Origin of the sequence: Bradyrhizobium zhanjiangense, from assembly GCF_004114935.1 — a bacterium.
GTDB lineage: Bacteria > Pseudomonadota > Alphaproteobacteria > Rhizobiales > Xanthobacteraceae > Bradyrhizobium > Bradyrhizobium zhanjiangense.
On sequence record NZ_CP022221.1, the window covers coordinates 4,109,131 to 4,128,946 of the forward strand.

General features: G+C 59.7%; 16 protein-coding genes and 1 pseudogene. 11 read left to right on the plus strand and 6 right to left on the minus strand.

The genetic code is table 11. The features are described 5' to 3' along the window. Positions 1-1,002: 1,002 nt before the first annotated feature. A complete protein-coding gene (locus XH85_RS19435) occupies positions 1,003-1,281 on the minus strand; it encodes a hypothetical protein (protein WP_128933081.1) in 279 nt (92 codons plus the stop codon). 251 nt (positions 1,282-1,532) lie between these two features. Then, positions 1,533-1,796 (minus strand): hypothetical protein, encoded by a 264-nt coding sequence (locus XH85_RS19440; protein WP_128933082.1) that lies wholly within the window; start codon positions 1,794-1,796, stop codon positions 1,533-1,535. Between the two features lie 613 nt (positions 1,797-2,409). Between XH85_RS19440 and XH85_RS19450 the strand changes: the two genes are divergently transcribed. Further along, a complete protein-coding gene (locus XH85_RS19450) occupies positions 2,410-2,574 on the plus strand; it encodes a hypothetical protein (RefSeq protein WP_245474159.1) in 165 nt (54 codons plus the stop codon). A 304-nt stretch (positions 2,575-2,878) separates the two neighbouring features. Here XH85_RS19450 and XH85_RS19455 read toward each other — a convergent pair whose 3' ends face one another. Both XH85_RS19455 and XH85_RS48065 read right to left on the minus strand, forming a co-directional pair. After that, positions 2,879-4,030 (minus strand): YihY/virulence factor BrkB family protein, encoded by a 1,152-nt coding sequence (locus tag XH85_RS19455; RefSeq protein WP_128933084.1) that lies wholly within the window; start codon positions 4,028-4,030, stop codon positions 2,879-2,881. A 1,079-nt stretch (positions 4,031-5,109) separates the two neighbouring features. Then, on the minus strand, positions 5,110-5,283 hold the full coding sequence (locus XH85_RS48065) for a hypothetical protein (protein ID WP_420837897.1): 174 nt from the start codon (positions 5,281-5,283) through the stop codon (positions 5,110-5,112). Between the two features lie 342 nt (positions 5,284-5,625). Here XH85_RS48065 and XH85_RS19460 point away from each other — a divergent pair, with 342 nt between their 5' ends. The 9 genes and pseudogenes from XH85_RS19460 to XH85_RS19495 all read left to right on the plus strand — a co-directional run bounded on the left by XH85_RS19460 (position 5,626) and on the right by XH85_RS19495 (position 15,984). Further along, positions 5,626-6,597 (plus strand): UDP-glucuronic acid decarboxylase family protein, encoded by a 972-nt coding sequence (locus XH85_RS19460; RefSeq protein WP_128933085.1) that lies wholly within the window; start codon positions 5,626-5,628, stop codon positions 6,595-6,597. Continuing rightward, a pseudogene (galE, locus tag XH85_RS19465) lies at positions 6,594-7,591 on the plus strand (UDP-glucose 4-epimerase GalE). The gene XH85_RS19460 and the pseudogene galE overlap by 4 nt, the downstream one beginning before the upstream one ends. An 86-nt stretch (positions 7,592-7,677) precedes the next feature. Then, a complete protein-coding gene (locus XH85_RS19470) occupies positions 7,678-8,748 on the plus strand; it encodes a glycosyltransferase family 2 protein (protein ID WP_245474161.1) in 1,071 nt (356 codons plus the stop codon). Then, positions 8,745-11,675: a trifunctional glycosyltransferase/class I SAM-dependent methyltransferase/polysaccharide deacetylase gene (locus XH85_RS19475; protein ID WP_128933087.1), complete on the plus strand. Its 2,931-nt coding sequence runs from the start codon at positions 8,745-8,747 to the stop codon at positions 11,673-11,675. The genes XH85_RS19470 and XH85_RS19475 overlap by 4 nt, the downstream gene beginning before the upstream one ends. Then, positions 11,672-12,667: a glycosyltransferase family 2 protein gene (locus tag XH85_RS19480; RefSeq protein WP_128933088.1), complete on the plus strand. Its 996-nt coding sequence runs from the start codon at positions 11,672-11,674 to the stop codon at positions 12,665-12,667. Before XH85_RS19475 ends, XH85_RS19480 begins: the two co-directional genes overlap by 4 nt. Positions 12,668-12,717: 50 nt before the next feature. Beyond that, a complete protein-coding gene (locus tag XH85_RS19485; RefSeq protein ID WP_208758132.1) occupies positions 12,718-14,511 on the plus strand; it encodes an ABC transporter ATP-binding protein in 1,794 nt (597 codons plus the stop codon). Positions 14,512-14,703: 192 nt separating this feature from the next. Beyond that, entirely contained in the window at positions 14,704-15,063 is a 360-nt protein-coding gene (locus tag XH85_RS45205; RefSeq protein WP_164940652.1) for a hypothetical protein, read from the plus strand. A gap of 137 nt (positions 15,064-15,200) precedes the next feature. Continuing rightward, on the plus strand, positions 15,201-15,446 hold the full coding sequence (locus tag XH85_RS19490) for a hypothetical protein (RefSeq protein WP_206734917.1): 246 nt from the start codon (positions 15,201-15,203) through the stop codon (positions 15,444-15,446). A gap of 229 nt (positions 15,447-15,675) precedes the next feature. After that, positions 15,676-15,984, plus strand: coding sequence for a hypothetical protein (locus tag XH85_RS19495; RefSeq protein ID WP_128933090.1), 309 nt, complete (start codon positions 15,676-15,678; stop codon positions 15,982-15,984). A 949-nt stretch (positions 15,985-16,933) separates the two neighbouring features. On the opposite strand, the gene XH85_RS46730 is transcribed toward XH85_RS19495, so the two are convergent. Continuing rightward, complete coding sequence (locus XH85_RS46730) at positions 16,934-17,146, minus strand: hypothetical protein (protein ID WP_245473728.1); 213 nt, start codon at positions 17,144-17,146, stop codon at positions 16,934-16,936. Between the two features lie 21 nt (positions 17,147-17,167). Further along, positions 17,168-17,515, minus strand: coding sequence for a tyrosine-type recombinase/integrase (locus tag XH85_RS46735; RefSeq protein ID WP_245473727.1), 348 nt, complete (start codon positions 17,513-17,515; stop codon positions 17,168-17,170). Between the two features lie 1,215 nt (positions 17,516-18,730). On the opposite strand from XH85_RS46735, the gene XH85_RS19510 reads away from it, so the two are divergent. Further along, complete coding sequence (locus tag XH85_RS19510; RefSeq protein ID WP_128933091.1) at positions 18,731-18,952, plus strand: hypothetical protein; 222 nt, start codon at positions 18,731-18,733, stop codon at positions 18,950-18,952. The last annotated feature ends 864 nt before the right edge of the window (positions 18,953-19,816 follow it).

A 19,816-nucleotide genomic window follows, 5' to 3' on the forward strand; every position in this document is an offset into this window, starting at 1 on the left:
GATATACGCCCATGATCTTGCTCCAAAACAGCCGTTCCGAAGCCGGAACCATCTTAGAGCCGATCCAGATTCGCGTTACCATGGGATATTCACTTCGGGGACTGGGACCGCGACCTTTGAGCTTTCTCCGCCATCGCCAACCACTCTTCCCTCAGCTTTAGCCAAGCCTCTCTGTCGACCGGGCTTGTGGCCTTCTCTGCCTCCTTGAGGCAGTCCTTCGCCAGGCGGAAGTATCTCGCGGCGTCATCGCTCATCGCCGAATAATCTGCCCGCTTAAGAAAGATGCCATCCAAACGAAAGCCGCAGGCGCCGATCTGGCACGACCCTTGCGGCGGTGCCACGACGTTCCGCACGATCGGCGGGACTCCCGAATGTCGTCATCGTCCTCGGTTTCTGTAGCCTTCAGGCCCACCACCATTGGCAGTGCGTCCCCGAGACGTTTCCGATAGGTTTCATAGGCTGCTTTGAGAGCGGCGCGAAGGGCGCTGCCGATCCGCTTCTTGCTCGTCTCCTTCAGCTTTGAGGGCAGATCTCCCCTCCATGTCCGTAGATCATTTTCCGTTAGCGCACGCAGCGGCACGCTGGCCAGTGGTGCTGGCGGGACGTCCTCGCGTTTCGGTCCAGCTTTTCGCCCGATAACATAGCGCGAAAGGCGGTTGTCCACGTCCGATCGCACCATGCGCCCGGCGCGTCTGCTATGACGGGCATTGAGTGCTGCAATGTAGGACTCGACGGCCGATTGCACAGTAAGTAGCGGTCCATCTGCTTTAACTTTAGCTTCTGCGCGCTCTGCCTCAACCTGCGCTCGCGCGACGCGAATGGCGGCATTGTAGTCCAGCGTCCCGGTTGCAATCGCATCGTCCGCGGTGCCGATCGGCGCCTGGCGGTAACCAGCCCCATTCCGCCAGCGTGCCGGCCAGGTGGCCCTCTCTAGGCGGTCGCATGCGGGAGAACGTCCTTATCCCGGCACTCATCGTCGTGCTGCTGATTACTTCGTCGGCGTTATGACCACCTTGGTAACAGCAGGATCACGAGCAGCGCCAACGTGAAATCCAAGGCGAGGGCGAACCCCAGATGGTCAGCCACGATCAAGAAAGCTCTGCTGGCCGTCGTTACCGGCCGCCCCCTGCGATTGGCATCTGGGCTGCCGTCTACGGGTTCTAAGTAGGGCGCGTAGGCCAGATATTCGGCGCGGCGTTTTTGTGTAATGATCCCTCGGGTTCCATAGCCGATGGCGAAACCCAATCCCAGCGCTGCGAACAGAATTGCTAATCCGAGCATCTGATCATCCCTTGGGTAGGTCTTCCAGCCTGGCCCGAGCACGGTCGGAATAAGTAGGACGATCGGCCGTGGTTCCTAATGGGGACGCGCGCCTCGTGCGGCGGCTCGTCGAATACGAGCTAGCGGCCCCGCGCGCAAAGTCATCGAGATAAGATACCAGCGGCGTCACCGACGCGGTCGCGATCGGATCGGCTTTCCGTTATTGGACGTGCCGCGTCGCCCGCAAAGAATACTGTGCCGCCTCCTCGCAATCACCAATTCATATTCGAGCGCACCACCGCCAACGTAATCGGCGCGGTGCCGAGCTCCCGCATCGCAGCGCGCATTTCGGCAGCGCTGCGGACGTCGTGCTCTTCCCGTCGTAGATCTGCGCCTTTCTCGCGCTGCGGATTTGGCATGTGAAGCACCGCGCCCGAACTGAGCGCGAGGCCGAGGACCGGCTGCACGATTCCGATCAAGTCGGCGCCAGGACCGAAGGGAATGAAGGAGATGAACATGAAAGGGATGAAGGGCACGTAGCTAACTCAAATCGCATCGATCAACAGGATCCTTCTCGGATCAGCGGATCGTCGGCGGCCGTGCATGTGGCCGCAGCGCGAGCCGCCGCTACCGCCATCCAATCCCGCAGCAGGCCTCTGTCCTCCTTCGAAAAAGACGCGCGCCGCTTGAGGTCGGCCAGGGTGTCGTCGGGATGGCATCGCTCGAAATCCTCGCGGATCAGCGACTCGAGGTAGGTCCGGTCCCAGGCGCCGGCTGAATCGAGATGCTGGTGTGGGTCGGTCCTCATGGTGCACGCGGTCGAGAGCGGTCCCGATGCGGCACAACGGCAAGAGCGATTGTTGGTTCACGCATGTACCTGCCGGGTCGACGAGGACCGCCTCGAGACCGCCTCCGAGCGGGAACCCGCAAATGTCCAGGCCGTTCGAATCACAGGGGCTGGCCTTGAAGGAGCCGTCGCGATGATTGCCCGTGCTGTGGCGCCTGGCCCATGGCCGCGAACCTGCAGCGGACGTCATCCGCGCAGCCGGTTGTCCGGTTCAGGTGTCCAAGCTGCCACGGTGACGAGGCGGGCCGGCTGCGGCGCCCATTCGTGCAGCACGACCCGCCGCGGAGTCTGGATGCGGCCTGATGAAGATCCGGTCCCATTCCGAAAGCCACATCGTCGAACTCGAAGACGGATCGCAATGGCTGGTGTTTCCAGGCGATCTGGATCTCACGCTCGCCTGGAAGCCCGAGACTGATCTGACGGGGACGATGACGTGGCCTCGCACGCGCCGGTCGGCGGCGGCGTGAAGGTCCGCGTCATACCGGCCGGCGAAAGCCGGCCTGTGCGCGAGGTCAAGGACGCGCTGAAGCAAGGTTGATCGCGGGAACCCGGTCCGATGTGATTGCGGTCTCGCACCTCGCTCTTGAGGCCGCCCTCTCCGTAGACTCACGGAATCCAAAACGCGCCGCCGACGGGCTATCTATCCCGCAGCACCGGGGCTGGCGTATTTCATCCGTGCTCATATTTTTGCCGGTGGGCCGCAGGCTGTCAGTCTGCGGCCATTTTGCATCCGGACCTTCGAAACACGGCCACGGGCCGCCGCCTGGATCATCAGGCGCTGCGGGCCGCGCCTACCGTATCGGCCATCCTGGCGCCACGTGCGCCCATAGGTTTCTCGCTGCCCGTCGTCGTGTCGCGCGCGGTCTGGTGCTCCATCTCGGCATCGAGCTCGGCTCCGAGCAGGATCACGATCGCGGAGATCCACAGCCAAGTCATGAAGCCGATCGCGGCGCCGAGCGAGCCGTAGGTCTCGTTGAACTTGCCGAAGTTGGCGGCGTACCAGGAGAACAGCGCCGATGCGCCGAGCCACAAGACGGTCGCGATTGCGCTGCCCCACGTGATCCGGCGCCAGCGTGGCGCTTCGCGGCTTGGTCCGAAGCGATAGATGAGCGCGAGCGCCAGCGCGACCGCGACGAACATCGCGGGCCACCGGGCGATGCGAACGAGAAGATCGGCGGCGTTCGACAGTCCGACGAAGTTCAGCGCCACCGGCAGGACCACCACCGCGCCGAGTGCGATCAGGACGAAGGCGATGCCGGCGAGCGTGAAGGAGAGGGAAAGCGCGTTCAGCTTCACGAAGCCTCGCTTCTCTTTCTCGCCGTAAACGATGTTGAGCGTGTCGAACAGCGACTTCATGGCCGCGTTCGCGCTCCAGAGCGAGACCGCCAGGCCGATGGCGAAGGTGAGACCGAGCGTCTGATTGCCCTTCGAGGCCACGCGCGTGAGCTGATCTCTGGCGACGTCGATGGCGCCGCCCGGAAGGAATCCGGAGACCTGGTCGACGTGCTTGGCGATGCTGCCCGGATCCGAGAAGAGCCCATAGATTGCGACGAGGGCCGCCAGCGCCGGGAAGATCGCGAGCAGGCTATAGTAGGTCATGCCGGCGGCGAGCGCGAGGACGCGGTGCTCGGAGATGTTGCCGTAGACCCGCAGCAGGATGTCCTTCCAACCGCGCGCCGGAATCTCGGAGGGCGCGTCGGCGAGCCGCCCGCGGTCATCGCCTTCCGTCGCGACGGCGGCCGGGAAAGCGTCCCGATCGCCATCCTGCTTCTTAGGAAATGCTTCCCTTCTGTCGGGCCGCGCTACGTTCTCGGGCGGGGCGAGGCGATCCAACAGAAACGCGACCGCAAGAAGTCCCAGGGCTGGCGCCAGACTCCATCCGCCGCCCTCTGGGCGTGCAGCCGACTTCCGGACCTTGGCCATCGAACTCCTCCGCCGGAATTAAATTAATGGAAGCCCAGAGAGGGAGTTCCTTTCTGATGCCCGTGGCGTTTCGACCGTTCGTCAGAACGCAAACACCCATTGGCCGCGGCTTTCTCGGTTGACAACAGCCGTTACGCGGAAACTCACAAGCACCTCTGCGTCGCCTTGGCTTGGCTAAAACCGCCGCGCGCATCTGGACAAAATCACACGTCGGCGTTTAGCAGGTTGGAAAGTTTAGGATCTCTATCCTTCCTAGCGGGGCGCTTCGTAGCGATCCGGCATCTGCCAGGATCTGCGTACCGTGGGCGAGGCTACTGTGATGGCGCGGTTCCGAGCGGCTTCGGCGGATCAATCGCATTGACCGCGAGCTCGATGGTGGCATACAGATTGGCGCCATGAAGAGCGCGATCTTACTTGCCGTGGAGGACATTCTGACCCGGGGTCGAATGGTCCCGACATGCAGAGGTGCGCCTCCCTGCATGCGTCTGGTTTTACCGACTAACGTTGAGGTTGGGACGGCGTTGAACCCGTAGCCGCTCACTCGCGTTCTTTGAGTCTTCCAGAAATCCGAACTCCGACGGTGAGACGCCTACCTTTGTTTGTTTGAGCTTTCAAACCTTTCTCATGAATACTTGAACCCTGCGCTGCCAAGCAAAGACGATTCCATGTACGATGGACTCCCTTCGAAACTCGCCTGAGAAGACGCAGCCGGTCATGCAGGTGGTACCTATTCACGACCTCGGCTCCGGAATTGTTACGCGCAGCGCTTGGCGGTACGGAGGTTGACAACAAGCTGGAATGCTGTGGGTTGCTCGACCGGCATGTCTGCCGGATTGCCGCCTTTTAAACGTAAGTGGCCAAGAAAGGCAGTCGCCGATATCTGCCTGTGCCACGTCCATCGACCGCGGCGGTATCGATCGAGACAGTCGCAATGCCGGAATCTGCCACCCCGTCGTTAGCTTTGCAGGCAACGAGTCGGTGCCGTTGAGGTTTACTGGCGTACTGCTGAACGAAGCATCGTCATCAGCATGAAGCTTCCTGCCCTTGAAGGTCCGGAAACCATCGCACCATCAACAAGCTCAACGCCGCTGTCGTTGGCCAACACGTTGCCGCTGGCGAACACGAGTATCCTCTGCAGTAGTAAAACTGTCGTCAGCCGCAACCGGCGCGTCGTTCACCGGATTTACCGTGATCTTCACCGTCGATGTTGGAATCGGGCGTCCCACCGTGCGTGGCGCAGCTCTATCTCGCACCTCGTTTCAACCTATCGCTTCAATCCGCTATAAGATCAACGTGTGTTGTGCTGGTGCGCCACCGTTCAAACTCTTGAAGCGTGACTTGTCATGTCCCTGATGCAGGCGAGGGCGGCCCTCATTCGACACAAAACGGCCATCGTCGGCAACAAGGTTAATATTACGGCGTCTAGAGATGGCCGCCGTCGTTCGAAAGTAACGACAGGCCGAACACCGGAATAACGTACGTTATTACAGACAGCAGAGTGCCAACCGATAGATCGTTGGTTGGAAGTCAAGCAGGTGTGGGAGTGACTGAATCCGCATTTGTGGAGACCGTGTATTGCGTTGGGAGTTAAATCATTGTTGGCGCGAAGGAAGCGGATTCTGGTAACGGGCGGCGCTGGCTTCCTGGGTTCGCACTTGTGCGAACAGCTGATTGGCGCGGGGAGCGAAGTTCTGTGCGTCGATAATTTCTACACCGGCGCGAAAGAAAACCTAGGTGCGCTGTTGGGTTCACCTCAGCTCGAAATCATCCGGCACGACATTACGTTTCCTCTCTATGTGGAAGTCGATGAGATATTCAATCTGGCGTGCCCTGCCAGTCCGATTTACTACCAGCACGATCCCGTTCAAACGACCAAGACGAGCGTGCACGGCTCGATCAACATGCTTGGACTGGCGAAGAGAATACGGGCAAAGATTCTCCAGGCATCGACCTCGGAAGTCTACGGCGATCCTGAGACTCATCCACAGGATGAGACCTATTGGGGCAGGGTTAATCCAATCGGGCCGCGCTCGTGCTACGACGAGGGGAAGCGTTGCGCTGAAACACTGTTTTTCGACTATCGGCGCCAACATAACCTTTCGATAAAAGTTGCTCGCATTTTCAACACCTATGGTCCGCGAATGCGGCCCTACGACGGACGCGTCGTTTCGAACTTCATTGTGCAGGCGCTCACCAATCAGCCGATTACGATTTACGGCGATGGCAAGCAGACGCGCTCATTTTGCTACGTTGACGACATGATTGACGGTCTCGTCAGACTTATGAATACGAGCGACGGCGTTGTCGGTCCGATGAATCTCGGAAACCCTGCCGAGATCACGATGGTGGAGCTGGCCGCGCTGGTAATCGAACTCACAGGGTCCAGATCCGAGATCAACTTCAAGCCGCTTCCGATCGATGACCCAAGGCAGCGCCAGCCTAACATCAAGATGGCACGAGATACGTTGAGATGGGCTCCAACTGTTCCTCTGCGAGATGGCCTGGACAAGACCATTGCGTTTTTCGAGACGTTGATGATTGCGCGCGGTGCGGGTGCGGCGAGATGAACAAGACCGTGCTGGTCACCGGCGGTGCCGGCTACGTCGGCTCGCATTGCTGCAAGGCGTTTGCGACGGCGGGTTGGAACGTCGTGACGCTCGACAATCTTTCCCGGGGCTGGCGCGATGCGGTGCGCTGGGGACCGTTGGTCGAGTGCGATATTCGCGATTCAGCCGGCGTGCGCGCAGCGCTGGACACCTACAAGCCGGATCTCGTCGCGCACTTTGCGGCGCTGGCTTATGTCGGCGAGTCCGTGGCTGATCCCGCCATCTATTACGATAATAACACGAGAGGAACGCTTGCCCTCCTGGAGGCAATGCGAGCGGCCGGCTGTTCGCGCGTGCTCTTTTCCAGCACGTGTGCCAGTTACGGAGTTCCCAAGCACACCCCGATAGACGAAACACATCCGCAGGCGCCGATTAATCCCTATGGGTGGTCCAAGATGATCATCGAGCGCATGCTGGAGGACTTTGATCGCGCGTACGAGATGTCGTCGGTTTCGCTGCGCTATTTCAACGCGGCGGGCTGTGACCCTGACGGCGAGCTCGGCGAGCGCCACGAACCGGAAACGCATGCCATTCCGCTGGCGATCGAAGCAGCGCGCCGACCCGATCGGCCTTTCACCATTCTGGGAACGGACTTTCCGACGCCGGATGGCAGTGCAATCAGGGACTATATCCACGTCAATGACCTGGCGCAGGCGCACCTTCTCGCAGGTGACATGCTGGTGGCTCGAGGCGGTACTCATGTCTTCAATCTCGGTACAGGGGTTGGCACGAGTGTGCTCGAACTAATAAAGGCCGTGAAGCGTGTCTCCGGAACCGATCCGGTCGTCCGCGCGGCCCACGCCGCTCGGGCGACCCGCCCATGCTCGTCGCCTCCTTTGCCAAAGCCAAGCGGGAGCTCGGTTGGAGCCCGCGGCAATCCGAGATCGATTTCATTATTGAGACTGCACTCAGGTGGAGCGATAGCAACCCGCCGGCATATTTCGCACGACGATGATCGAGACCCCATTCGCAGGAATTGGATTGGGAAGAGGCGTGACGCATGTTTCCGTGAGGTCGGCGTCCGATGTTGCGGAAACGACGTTGAACGAGGGCATGACGGTGTTCTGGCGCGCCGACCAGCCGATCGGCCATGTGCTGATGCATGAGGGCCAGATAACGGACGCCAGGATTGATCATATCAACGACGCCTTTCTCTCAACGGTCGACGCCAAACTGCGAACCCCGAGGAAAGAGAGGCTCTCGGCGAGCGTGGTGATCTGCACGCGCGACCGTCCGGAGGAGCTGAAAAAATGCTTGTCGTCGTTGCCGCGGCAGACCCATCCCCCCCGAGAAATCATTGTGGTGGACAATGCATCGCGCGATCGGCGGACGCGGGATGTCGCGTCGGCCGCGGCAGCAACCTATATTCGCGAGGAGCGACCCGGTCTGGATATTGCGCGCAATGCCGGCGCGCTCCAGGCGACCGGAGATATTGTCGCCTATACGGACGACGATGTGCTGCTTCACCCGCGTTGGCTGGAGCAACTGACATGTGCGTTTGACTCCCCCCAGATCGGTGCGGTGACTGGGCTGGTGCTTCCCGCCGAGCTCGCGACCGAGGCGCAACGGCATTTCGAGACGTATTGGGGATTTGGCAAAGGCTATCGCGAACAGGATTACGACAGCGCAGCCTTCCGATCGCATCGCGGCCAGGTCCTTCCCGCGTGGGACATCGGCGCCGGAGCGAGCATGGCGTTCCGGCGCGAGGTGTTTCAGGCCGTCGGGCTCTTTGATGAGCGCCTGGACGTCGGTCAGGCCGGCTGCTCGGGCGACTCGGAGTATTGGTATCGATTGCTCGCGGGCGGCTACACGTGTCGTTACACTCCGGCGTCAGTCGCATTCCACTTTCACCGCAGGACAATGGATGGCCTGGCCAGCCAGATCTATCACTACATGCGCGGTCATGCGGCCGCACTTTTGGTGCAGTATGAAAGAACCGGAATCTCAGCGAACCGGCGTCTGGCCTACTATCACAAGCCGCGTTGGTATCTCTATCGGTTGCTCCGGAAAGCAATAGAAGGAAGGAGCATTGGCGACCGCTTCCTCAAAGAGGAGATGATGGGGTATCTCGCCGGATTGCTGTTCTATCATCGTCGAAGGTTTCGCAGATGACAGCCGATCCGCGTACGTCCGTCGTGATCGCCGCCCGCGATGCTGCAGGGACCATTGCTGAAACGCTTGACAGCGTGCTCGCGCAGAGCGCCGCCGACTGGGAGGCGCTGGTCGTGGATGACGGTTCGATCGATGCCACGGCCGCGATCGTTGCTGAATATGTGGCGCGGGATTCCCGCTTTCGGATTCTGCAGTCTGGCGGAGCAGGCGCTTCCGGTGCCCGCAACAAGGGAATTGCAAGCGCGCGCGGCGAACGAATACTGTTCCTGGACAGTGACGATTGGATTGATCGATCCTTCCTTGCGCAGATGAATGCTGCGCTGGATCGCGATCCCGCGGCGGTGGCCGCCTATTGCAACTGTTGCCGGGTTATGCCTGACGGCAGTGAAACTCCCGTTCGCCGCGATCCGGCCATCCAGGACAACGCATTTGAACGGTTCGCCCGCACGTGTGCCACGTTCATCCATGGCGTGCTCGTCCTAAAGAGCGCGGTCGCAAAGGTCGGTGGCTTTGAGACCAGTCTCCGCACGTGCGAAGATTGGGACCTATGGCAACGGATCGCTCGCTGCGGCGGCAGGTGGATCCATGTCGATGAGAAATTGAGCTATTATCGGACAAGCGACCATTCTCTGACACAGGACGTCAAACGGATGCTGACCGACGCGCGGGTGGTCATTGCGCGCGGATTTTCGAGCGATGATCGCGTCAGCGAGCCGGCGCCCGCACATCGGGCTGGAGCTTCAACTGCATACGGTAGCGCGGCAGCGGCGTACGCGTATTTCGCGCTCTGGTGTGCCGGATTTGAATGCGGCCGCAGGAACGCCAGCGATCCATCGCTGGAAACGCTCAGCGACATCCCAAAGACCGAGACAACGGCGGACTTCATTGCCGCTGTTCTGCTCGATGCCGTGACGGTCGGGGCCAGAACGGTGCCCGCCAAGCTGGCGGAACGGTGGCCGCAATACGGGGAGGGCGTAACCAACCTCATTTCAGCGATCGGTCGCGCATGGAACGACCCGGCGGCAGGGCGAAAGTGCCAATACCGCTTTGAGCGGAAAGTGCTCGACTATGACGACCTTTCGGCGCCCAGGGTCCTCACGTTGACGTTCGGCACGCGCGTTGACCTTCGCCGTATCGGCACCATTAGGCCGATCGGGACTGTTGATCGATTGTACGTCTATCTCTGTGACGGGCCTCGCATCCTGACGCTGCTCGATATTGGTGCCCTCGGCACTGTCGACAGCCGCTTCTGGATCGCGCTGGCCGGCCATGGCCTCGTTCATTTGCAGGTCAAAGACCAGATCGGAAGGCTGGTTCGGGCGAAAATCGCACTCCACAAGCGGACCGAACGGGTTCGATCTTTGATGCGAGACGGCCGAGATACTCACCGGGGGCGCTTGCGCGAGTTGGCCACGCGGGCCTCGCGTGAGGCGCGGCCGCTGGCCATTTCAGGTATCCCCGATTCCAGCAGACGGAAGCGATGTGCCGAAAAGCCTCGAGACACCGCACGCCAGCAATTTTGGGAGGGCTTCTTCGAGCAAGAGGATCCCTGGAACTACGGTTCGCCATATGAACAGGAAAAGTATAGCCGGCAGCTCGAGCTCCTTCCGGACCAACCAGTGGATCACGCGCTTGAGCTTGCGTGTGCGGAGGGACATTTCACGCGGCAATTGGCACCCAGGGTCAAGCGCCTCAGGGCCGCCGATATTTCGACCAAGGCGCTCGATCGTGCTCGAGTCCGATGCAATGGGCATCAGAATATCGAATTCTCTCAACTGGATTTGTCCGCCGATCCGCTCCCGCAGGACATCGATCTGATCGTCTGCTCCGAGGTCCTTTACTACCTTAATGATGAGGCCGAACTAGAGTCGGTCGCGACGCGACTGGTGCAGGCGCTGCGTCCTGGCGGTCACCTTGTGGCGGCCCATGCCTTTGTGTTGAAGGACAACATGTCGCGAACGGGGCTCGACTGGGAGAGTCCGTATGGGGCGGAGACGATCACGCGAATTCTCCGGGGCGTACCCGGACTCGCCCTGGAGACATCGATCGAGACGGAGCTGTACCGTATCGATCGGTTCAGGCGGTTACTTCCGGGTGAAGCGTCCCCTGACACACAGGTGACATGCGCGGCTATCGACGCGCCGATTGAGGTCGAGGTTGCGCGATGCATCGTGTGGGGTGGGGCCGTGGCGCGCAGGTTTGACGTCGCGCAATCCGAAAGACGCGCGCACGTTCCGGTCCTGATGTACCACCGAATTGCGGCAGGAGGACCAGGCGAACTGGCGCGGTACCGCTTGTCTCCGAATGCGTTCGGGCAACAGATGCTGTGGCTGCGCCGAAATGGCTACCACACGATCAATTCGGATCAGCTCGCCTGGTTCGTGGCAAACAATCATCCGTTCGTCGGCAGGCCGGTGCTGATCACTTTCGACGATGGTTACGAGGATTTCGCCGAGCATGGATGGCCGATTCTCCAGGAAAACGATTTATCGGCAGAGGTGTTCGTCGCGACCGACTTGGTGGGAAAGCGGGCGGAGTGGGATGCGCCGTTTGGACAGCCCGCTTCGCTGCTTGCGCCGACCAGGATAGCCGCGCTTGCGGCCGAGGGCGTATCCTTTGGCAGTCATTTGGCGAGTCACCCGCGGAGCGAGCAGCTTGCGACCCAGGCTCTCGCCGAGGAATTGACGCGATCTCGCGCCCAGTTGGAACAGTGGCTTGGGCGATCGATAACGTCGCTTGCCGCCCCGTTTGGCTCTACCGATCAGCGGCTTGAAATTCTCGCCGCCGAATGTGGTTACAAGACCCTGTTCAACACGGTCGGACGGGCCGCGACGCTAAAGGACAATTTGCTGGATCTGCCGCGGATTGAGGTCAGAGGCGATTTTAGCCTGGACACATTCGCGCGTTGCTTGGAGCAGTACCAATGAGCACAGGTGCGCTCCTCGTCAGTGTGGTTATTCCTGCCTACAACGCCGATGCAACGATCGACGAGACGCTTCGCAGCGTCAGATCCCAGTCGCATCGGGAGCTGGAAATCATAGTCGTGGACGACGGCTCCACCGACAATACGATTGCGGTCGTCCAGCGACATTTGGCCGAGGATTCTCGAATAATCATCATAGAGCAGCATAACGCAGGGGTAGCGGCCGCCCGCAATGCGGGCTGGCAGGCGGCGCGCGCGGACTTCGTCGCGTTCATTGATGCCGATGATCTCTGGACGCCCTGCAAGATTGAGCAACAGCTTCAAGCCTTGCTTGACGGAGGAGAGCGGACTGGTCTTGTCTACAGCTGGTATGACTGGATCGATGCCGATAGTCGCGTAAGTGCCAGGTCCGATCCCGTCTTTCATGCGGGCGAGGTGCTGGACTATCTCTGTCAGGGAAATTTCATTGGCAACGGCAGCTCGGCGCTGGTCCGCCGGGAAGCCCTCATAGTTGCAAAAGGTTTCGAGAGCGGACTCAGGGCATCGGGGGCAGAAGGCTGCGAAGATCTGCTGTTCTATTGCCGTGTCGCGGAGGCGTACCAGTTCGCGGTCGTGCCCGAGTACCAGATCGGCTATCGCTACCTTCCGAACAACATGTCAAGCAACATGCCCCGGATGTTTCGGTCGTGGATGCTGGTCGCCGATGAGATCATGACGCGGCACCCTGAGCGCACGACGCTGCTTGAGCTAGGCTTCAGAAACTATGCGCGTTGGCTGCTTCGGAGAGCTCTGACGGGCGGTCAGTTGTGGTACTTCGCTTCAATCTTTGGACTCCTGTTCAGACGGAATCCCTTGCTCGCGCTCAGGATCGCCGTACACGATGTGCCGCGGGATACCGTCTCGGAAATCCGGTGGAAATGGCGTCATCAACGTCGCAGGGCGGTTCGACCCCCGGCTTCGTCGTTTGCCATCGGCGATCCAAGTCAATCGCTATGACAGAGCACGCGAACAACATACGAAAACCGAGAGCTGCTCGCCGTGCGGCGTTGGTCGAACTGTTCAAGCTGCTCAAGCTTGCGCCTTTGCCCCGTTGGGTGACGCCAGCGCTGATCGTCCTGGGCTTGGCTTCATCTTTGGCGGAGACGGTCGGGATTACCCTTGTGCTCCTGTTCTTCTATCTCGCTATGGGGCAGGTGGAGCTAGCGACGTCGACCAGCGGCCTCCTGGGCGAAGCGCTCCGGTATGCGGTGAACTGGTTTCACAGCTCGACAGAAACTGCCGTCGTTCTGCTCTTTCTCATCGTTGCTCGTGGTGCTCTTTCCTTCATCAACACATTAATCAGTGCGCGTGTTGGGGAGAAGATCAATGAAGTCGCGCGCAACCGCGTTCATCTGCAGTATCTGTCAACTTCGTATTCGTTCTTCCAACGCCATGACGAAGCGTACCTCATGGAGGTGTTGGGAACCGAGACATGGGTGATCTCCGGGGCATACGCCAGTCTTACCCGCATTATCGTGAGTTCGTGTTCGGTTTTTCTCTTCGCGTCATTTCTGTTGGCGCTCTCGATCAAGATAACCGTCCTCGCCGTCGCGGCCTCAATGCTCGTGTCGGCTGGATTGCGTCATCTTTCGTTGCCGATTCAGCAGTTGGGTGCCGGCGTCAAGCTGGTTCATCAAAAACTGGGTGAGCATATGCTGATGACACTCCAGGGTATGCGCACGATCCGCGCATATGGCCAGGAGGAGGTTCACCAGAAGCGCTTCGAGCACGCGTCGACGCAGGCACGGCAGGTCGCGCTGCGGCTTGCGCGTCTGTCCGCTCTGGTCTCGCCCCTGACGGAGGTGGGCTATCTTGCCGTGCTGTTTCTCGTCATCGCGTTCGCTGGTTTGTGGGGAATCGGCTTCGCGACGAGCCTGACCGCGGTCGCGTTGCTCTATCGATTGCAGCCGCATATGCGAGATCTGGAAGGGAACCTGCTGTATATGGCGCAGATCGAGCCGCAGCTGCGGTCCATCAGACACATGCTGTCGACAGATGACAAGGAGTACCCGAAGGCCGGGCACGTGGCCGTGGCTAAACTGGAGAACGGCATTTCATTTCGCAACGTGACGTTCCGCTATGATGCCGGTACCGAGCCCGCGCTTTTGGATGTTTCGTTTGACATTCCTGCGGGGAAGATCACTGCGCTCATTGGAGCCAGTGGAGCGGGCAAGACCACGATCGTAAATCTATTGTTGCGACTCTATTCGGCCAACGAGGGTGTCATACGGGTTGATGGGCGATCCATCGAAGACGTTCGTCGAACCGATTGGCTCGACATGCTCGCGATTGCGGGCCAGGATGTCGACCTGGTCGAAGGCACGGTGATCGAAAACGTGCGGATGGCTAAAAACGACGCCTCCGAGGAAGAGGTTCGGCAGGCGCTGCGGGTCGCGGGCATTTCAGAGGTCGTCGAGGCCTTACCTCACAAATACGACACCTGGATAGGACAGCATGGCCTGCGCTTCTCGGGCGGTCAGCGTCAGCGACTTGGTCTTGCACGTGCGATTGTGCGCAATCCAAAGTTTCTCATCCTCGACGAAGCGATGAGCGCGCTCGATCGAACCCTGGAGGAAAACGTTCGACGTGCGATCCAGCAGCAGTTGAAGGGCCGAACCTTATTGCTCATTACGCATCGCATCGAGTCCGTGCTCGATGCAGACCACGTGGTTTCTATCGAAAATGGCCGGGTGTGTGCGGAAGGCCCCCCATCGAAGGTTCTGGCGAATGCAAACCGTATGCTTTCGAGGAATCCCTCGAAATCTTCGGAACCGGCATCAAGTCCCGCTTCCAATATCTAACCGCGCCTGAGGCGAGCCTGGTCAAAACGTTGTCCACACACAGAGGTTGCGTCGGGGACTTGCAAGACCACATGGTCGGCGTTTTGCGGGTAGCGAGACGGATGCTGCTTCGCGCCGATCGTCAGCTGCAGCTGGTCGATATAAAGGTCCCAGTGAAGCCGGATTTTCGCCAGCCGCTGCGATCACGCGCGCGTGACGGGTTTTTCTAACTACCGCACGGCACGAAGATCGGCAACACCTCGGGACCGTAGCCGGTCGCAAAGACAAACGGATGCGACGGCGCACCAGTTCGTCGGCGAGGGAGAACGCTCGATCTCCACGCAAATCGATATTGACCACTGCGTCGAAGCCACCATTCGCAATCTGGTCGTTCGCCTCGTCGCTTCGTCGAATGGACCGATCACCGCCGCTTCATGCGCCTTCAATTCCTGCTCCAAATCACCGCCGTCGGATTGGATAAAGAGCGCTCCACAGATCACCGTCGCAATGTGCGACGATCTCATCCACAGCTTGCCAGTATTGGTCAAGAATGAAGTTGGTACCAACGTGTGACATGCGAACCTCCAAGAAGTGTTCGTGGAGTAGATCGCTGATGCATTCTGCAAAGCAAACGATTTAGATATCTCGCCCGAGGCAAACATGGGGGAGGGCCGATAGATTTCAAATTCTCAAGTGGCTATCAGGCCCGCGTGTTTGTCGAGATGAAACGATCAGGCGGCACGGTCGTTCACGGCTACGAGAAGCAATTGGAATTCCATAAGGCCGCCTCACAAACCGAATTTGGTGTGTTTGTGATCATCGACTACGGTGATCTTGGCAATAAGCTGAATGAGGTCAACCGCATTCGAGATGAACGTGTTAAAAATGGCGAACGCGCTTCAGAAATCATCGTAATCGACACCACTCGGAAGGCTTCGGCAAGTAAGAGAAAATGATACGGGGCGGTCTACGCGCCGCGAACGAAATGAGAACAAACAGCAAGCCGCTAGACATCGGGCCCGTGTCCTTCGGGGACGCTAAAAGCGGTAGTAATGGGCCGCCGACGATCGCCAACCGCTCGATGAGGGCAGATTTGGGACCGCAAGGAAGAAGCCGCCACCTACGGCAGGAACGGTCGGAGTTCACTCCCGTTACACCGGTTCACCCCCAAGGGAGCACTCGCACATGTTGAAGATCGCTCTTGTTTTGGCCGCGACCGCAGCGGCACTGACAACTATCCCGCTCGCCATTCCGGCCAACGCCCAAGGCGTCAAGATGGCCCAAGGCGTTGATGTTCAGATTGGCCGGGATCGCGAGGACCGCTACTACAGGGACCGTAACTACAGGGACCGCGACCGCTACGACCGCGACACGACAGTTGGCGTCGGTCCGGGAGGCGTTACGGTCGGCCCAAGACAGCGCTGCCGCACAGAGACCGTCACGGTCGAACGGGATGGCCGCATGGTTACACGCAGGGAGCGCCGCTGCGACTAGTTCCGTCCGGAGCGAAGGCGGAATTGATCCGGGGCAACACCATGGTGCACGCCGCATGAAAGCGCGCGAGCTTGCTACTCCACGCCTTATGTTGGCGGCCAGAGGCCGATTTGAAGCTCAATGCGGCACTGAAACGCTGGCAGTGCAAGAAGGACCGACGCGCACCGCTGGTCAAGCCGATCCCGCTGACCGCGACATGCGGGATCGCGCCCTACATTGGAACGCGGCTACCGGCAAGTTTGTTGGCTTTCCGTCCATTTTGAACAATGGACGGCAAGACTGGCTCCGATCCAGCTTCCCCCATTGCCCTTGGTGTCGGGGCCAGCCCATGTGGATTCCATGTGGATAGAGACCATGGACGGTAGGAGCACGGCCCGGATCGTCGCTTTCAGCATGGCGGGTATATACTTCGTTTGCATGGTGCTCGCGGCGATCAGCATGACTTGACTGCGTCCGAGCCCTTCACGCCCCATGCTTCCGCCAGGAACAAGCGGCCAATTCAGCGCGTTGGCATCGCTACTTCGACCCTTGCTGCCGGGCCTCGGAGCGTTTGCCACGTTGTGCGATCTCTAGCGTCCAACGGCGGCCATCTCATAAAGCAGTTATGGGCGTGCAATGGGTGATCGCGGTCAGGCGGACAGCCGTACGACTGTTCTGTACCAACGCCTTGAGGTGCTCGTTGCTCAGCGCGCTGAGCTTGAGCAGCTTCGCAGGCAAGTTCTGAGTGCTGAGCAAAGAACCGTTAGCACAAAGCGACAACCCATTTTTGGGATCACCAAAGTGGGCCAAGAGGGCAAGCAGAAGCTTTAAGCCGCGCGTTCAAATGGATTGACGATAAGCGCTCACTAAAGGCGCAGATCGTTTCTTCACGCGCTCGATAGGCACACCGGTTTCAACGTGTTTCGTAGAAAAAGCCCGAGCCAAAAGATCGGATCGGGCTCCGGAGCGATCAGGCCGCGAGCAGCAGCTTCGGATCAACGGCCTTCACAGGAGGCTCGCCGATGATCCGCCGCAGTTCTGCGGCCCACGCGTCCAGGACTTCCCGCTTCTCTTTCACCTCGCGATCCTCGGCGTGGACGTAGTGCTTGCCGGTCACGGGTGGCAGCTTGATGCCGTCCTCCGTCGTCACGAGATGGTCCAAGCAAAGCGCAATCTTCGCCATCGGCTGACCGATCCGACGCGCTCAACTCGCCGCTGTCCGCCGCAGATCGTGTGGCGTGAACGACCGCAGGCCGAGCAACTGGCAGATGCCGGGCGTTCTCACCTTGCCCTTGCGCTTGTCGCCACGCAGCGCGTCAGCCATCGCTTTGCGGTGCATCGGCTTGTTGTCGAGCGGGCTGGCGAATACGAAATCCTTGTTATTGCCCTTCAAGGCCTCGCAGATGATCTCCACCGCGAGGCTCGGCAGCGGCTGTTGGATCACTCGCCGTTTCTTCACCCGCTTGAGTGGCACGTCGAGGCGCGGCTGCTCGCCGTCGAGGTCGATCAGTTCGTTGCGGTGCGCGCCGAGCAGTTCGGCCGAGCGCAGCATGGTGACCGCGTCCCACACCCATTCCTCAAGATTTCTTAGGATGTCTCTGCGGAGGAATTTGATGAACAAGCCATCCGGAATTGGCAGCAGCAATGCTGGCAGCAGCAATGCTGGAAGTTGTATTGTGTGCCGTGACAAGCTGAGCACCGCACAACCCTTGAGACCTGCACGAAACCTCAAGCAGGCGCAACGGAGGGGGCCTATTCGGCGCGTCCAGCGCAGTCAGTCCCAGCCGGCGCTCATGCCCCTCAATGGACGGTCGGTTGACATTTCTGAGTTCGAGAGCCGAAACAGTAAGGCGGTCTTTCCCTATAGATGGAAACCGATGCGTGTTCTTGGCGGTGGGATCAATGGACGATGACAATCTGCAAGCTCGCAGCGAACAAGCTCTCGTCGTCATGACCCTCAGCAAGGCGACGCTGATCGCCTGCGTTACACTTTTAGAATCTCAATTGTAAGCTTCATCGTGATTGAGTAGTTCGCCGCGATGGCGCGAGTTGGCCTGGGCGAACACGTCCGGTAAGGAGGGCGACGCGGACCTCGCGGGGCGTTCTAGCCCCGAATGGGCACACTGAGCTAGAGCGCTCAGTTACAAGGAAAATGCCACCGGAGGCGGCTAGTCTTGGTCTTCCCTTTTGCTTATTTTTCGAGGGCGTCAGCGGCGTCCCGCGCGAGCAAAGTCGGAAAATGTGCGGGTGAAATATCCTCAAAGAGGGCGGTCACGCCCTAAAGGCCGCGTCGTAAGACCTGCCAAAGCGCAGACACAAAATTCCAGTGTGGTCGGGGTGACGTATCGTCCTGGCGATGCGCGGCCGACGGTGCACTGCCGTCCAATTCGGTCAGCCGCTCCACCATATTTTGCAGTTGCAATGGTAGTGGGTTGCAATGGTAGTGGGGTGAGATCGTCCGTGACGGTGCCGCGAAGTTGCTCACCAGTCTCGTTGCAGATCGCCGGCGATGCTCCGGATGATCTAAACTGGGGGGATGGACCACGGACGCGGTCGGAGGGGGGCCGCCATGGCTGCCACTGTTGGCTTGATGTGCACAGCCTCCTTGCCATGCACGGGTATCCTGCCGCCGCCCTGGTAACGCGCGACATGCTACCTTGATCCCGGCTTTGCACTAATACCGCTGCTCCAAGCGTCCGAAGTTCTCCGATAGCCAATCGGTTCCTCGTGCTATCATGCTCTCCCGCGTGGGCTTAGGAGGCAAGAAATGTCTACCTACCTGCGATTACAAACCGCCGACTTGAAGCCCGAAATGGTCAGCCGCATCACGGCAGCTTACGAGCAGGCGCTCCATACGCTTTGCGTTAAGGATCGCGACGATCCGCTCACGGAAAAGGTTGCAAGCAAGATCATCAGGATCGCCCAAACGGAGGCTTTCGCCTCAGCCGAAATTGCGGCTTTGGCGATCAAGGAACTCGAAATGCGTTAGGCATTGTGCTTAACGCCCTTGGAACCCGAAACATTTCCGCCATCGGGAGGTTCGCTAGTGGGCTTCGGGGCTTCGCAATATGCGAGGCACGCCATGACCTCTTTACCGCCGGGCGAAGCAATTCTTACAGTCGCCATCATGGGTCTCACTGTCCTAATCGAGATTGCGCTTTTCGCCTCGATCGGAATGTTCTGAGAGACCCGCGTATGGCCCTTCGGCCTGAGCACCCCTCAAGTCTGGCCAAGCTTGTCGGCGTTTCCCGCAACCATCGACCTGCCAACGGAACTAATTTTCAGCGAACACAATTGTCTTGTCATAGCGATGGAGGATCATCGCCATGAGGATCGAATATTTCTCTGCGATTGTGATAGCTGTTCTTGCCGTTGGGACCGGGCTGGCCGTCAATTCTCTCGGCTCGCTGCCTACCGAACAGCAGTCCACGCCGGCCGCGACGCAAGTTGCGGACCGATTAGCTCTGTCAATGGATCCGTTTCTGATGCGGTCTGGTGGCTAACAGATTGGGGTGAGGCGACGCCCGGCACGCTCAGCCTTGTGCCCGCGCTTTGAGCGCTCTTCCAACCGATGCGCGACTGGCTGGCGGCCAAGACGTGGAGCGACGGCCTCAGCGCGACATCTCGGTCTGCATTGCAGCTAGTAGTAAGTCGTTCCGCGCTGCAGTTGGATTTTGTTCGTAGTCGGTCGGCGACGCGCGAGAGGACCTTTCATCGACTCGGCAGGCGGTAGTTAGTGGACTGCCTACAGGTGCAGGCATTTGCTGATCAACACCCATTTCGCGTTTGGGTCGCGACAGGCTATGTTCAACTTTCTTAGATTGAAAATAGGCTTGAGCTGCAGAGTGTTAGC

Bases quoted from the DNA above. Each gene is read 5' to 3' on its own strand.
- XH85_RS19480 (WP_128933088.1), top strand. From the start codon at position 11,672: ATGAGCACAGGTGCGCTCCTCGTCAGTGTGGTTATTCCTGCCTACAAC.
- XH85_RS19510 (WP_128933091.1), top strand. From the start codon at position 18,731: ATGTCTACCTACCTGCGATTACAAACCGCCGACTTGAAGCCCGAAATG.
- XH85_RS19495 (WP_128933090.1), top strand. From the start codon at position 15,676: ATGTTGAAGATCGCTCTTGTTTTGGCCGCGACCGCAGCGGCACTGACA.
- XH85_RS19435 (WP_128933081.1), bottom strand. From the start codon at position 1,281: ATGCTCGGATTAGCAATTCTGTTCGCAGCGCTGGGATTGGGTTTCGCC.
- XH85_RS19450 (WP_245474159.1), top strand. From the start codon at position 2,410: ATGAAGATCCGGTCCCATTCCGAAAGCCACATCGTCGAACTCGAAGAC.
- XH85_RS19475 (WP_128933087.1), top strand. From the start codon at position 8,745: ATGACAGCCGATCCGCGTACGTCCGTCGTGATCGCCGCCCGCGATGCT.
- XH85_RS19455 (WP_128933084.1), bottom strand. From the start codon at position 4,030: ATGGCCAAGGTCCGGAAGTCGGCTGCACGCCCAGAGGGCGGCGGATGG.
- XH85_RS46735 (WP_245473727.1), bottom strand. From the start codon at position 17,515: ATGCTGCGCTCGGCCGAACTGCTCGGCGCGCACCGCAACGAACTGATC.
- XH85_RS46730 (WP_245473728.1), bottom strand. From the start codon at position 17,146: ATGGCGAAGATTGCGCTTTGCTTGGACCATCTCGTGACGACGGAGGAC.